Origin of the sequence: Pseudoalteromonas sp. TB41 (assembly GCF_000497975.1) — a bacterium.
In the GTDB taxonomy this organism is placed as follows: Bacteria; Pseudomonadota; Gammaproteobacteria; order Enterobacterales; family Alteromonadaceae; genus Pseudoalteromonas; species Pseudoalteromonas tetraodonis.
Map to the genome: position 1 here is coordinate 1 of NZ_AUTH01000031.1, position 1,434 is coordinate 1,434.

The following is a 1,434-nucleotide window of genomic DNA, read 5'->3' on the forward strand; positions in this document are numbered from 1 at the left end:
GTTTATTTTAATAAATACTAACTTAATCTGTCAGGTTTAAGCTGTAGGACTTTATCAAAGCTGAATTTCGGCAAAGTGCCATGAGCGGATAAAAAGTGAATTTGAAAGCCTGTTGGGTGGCGCCTTCGGCTTAACCAACCTACATTTTGACGTAGGTCGGATAAGTGGCGGAGCCACGCCATCCGACAAAAATAATGAATTTACCAGAAACAATCTAATTTACCACGTTAGCGATATATAACTGCTTTATACTGTAAGTTAAACCACTCTATACCGACTATCGGCTGAGTGCCATGGGCGGTCATTGGTAACGCTCAAAGCAGCTGCGCGGTACGCGTCGGCTGGCTTTGCTTGTTAGTTGAGTTATTCACGATACTCGTACTTTACTTTTAAATCAGCAGATTGTCTGCCATTCGGATTAATGTATCGAGCTTTATAAAGGTCAGAAATACTAATTAACCTCAGATCTGCATAAGAATTAAAGCCGAGTCACTTTAATACTCGGCTTTTTAGTCTGAAAGGTATAGGCAATTAATCCAGCCATTAAATTAACCATAAATGAGATGCAGCTGCGGTGCCTTGTATGGTCTATTTGAGCCATATTTTTCAGTTGGTCGAAAACTGTTTCAATGATAAAACGCTTTGATAACATCGCTCTATCCCAAGATGATATTGGCTGACGTTTCATATTACTTCGTTGACCTGTAATAAAATCAATGCCTTGCTCAGCAAGTTCCGCTTTTAGGTTTGCAGATACATAACCTTTATCAGCGTATAAACTACCTGTAACATTATCGACCATATCTAACACCGGCTGTCTATCATCAACATTCCCAGCTGTCACTTTTACTGCTAATAAACCACCTTCATCATTCATGATGAGGTGAAGTTTAAACCCATAAAACCAGCCCATTGTTCCTTTACCCCGCTTGGCTTTTCCCGCGAAAACTTGGTGGCGAGGAATACGCATGTTGTGACACACCTTGAGAGAAGTAGAATCGATAAATGCAATGCCTGTTGGTTTATCAAAGCGCTGCTTCAGATAGCTACACAGAGCAGGTAACGTGGCCTGAAGTAACTTCAACATACGTGTATAACTGAGTAAATCAGGAAAATAATGTCGCCAATACTGACAAACAAATTTGGTGTAGTAAGTTTTAAAGTCGCGATAACCTGATTGATGAAAGGCAATTAATATAGTCATCACTTCGCTAGAGGATAGTCGAGACGGCTTAATGCGTTGCTTCTCACCTGATTCTATTAGGTGTGTAAGCCACTGAGGTTCAAACAATAAACAAAAATCATCGACATCTACGTAAATTGCATCTAAGTTATTCATGCCCTTGCCTCGGTAATCTTATGTTTCATGGTCGAAAGATCTGATCACCGCAAGGGCATTTAGTTCCATTTCTTATGTGCAGCTCAGGTTAATTA

The 1,434-nt window shown here is 40.0% G+C and carries 1 protein-coding gene; it reads right to left on the reverse strand.

Features of this window, described 5'->3' with window-relative positions; all coding sequences use genetic code 11:
• Window positions 1–478: 478 nt before the first annotated feature.
• Window positions 479–1,339, reverse strand: a complete 861-nt coding sequence (locus L641_RS0104995) for an IS982 family transposase (protein ID WP_024601142.1) — start codon at window positions 1,337–1,339, stop codon at window positions 479–481.
• Window positions 1,340–1,434: the final 95 nt, after the last annotated feature.

Bases quoted from the DNA above. Each gene is read 5' to 3' on its own strand.
- L641_RS0104995 (WP_024601142.1), bottom strand. From the start codon at position 1,339: ATGAATAACTTAGATGCAATTTACGTAGATGTCGATGATTTTTGTTTA.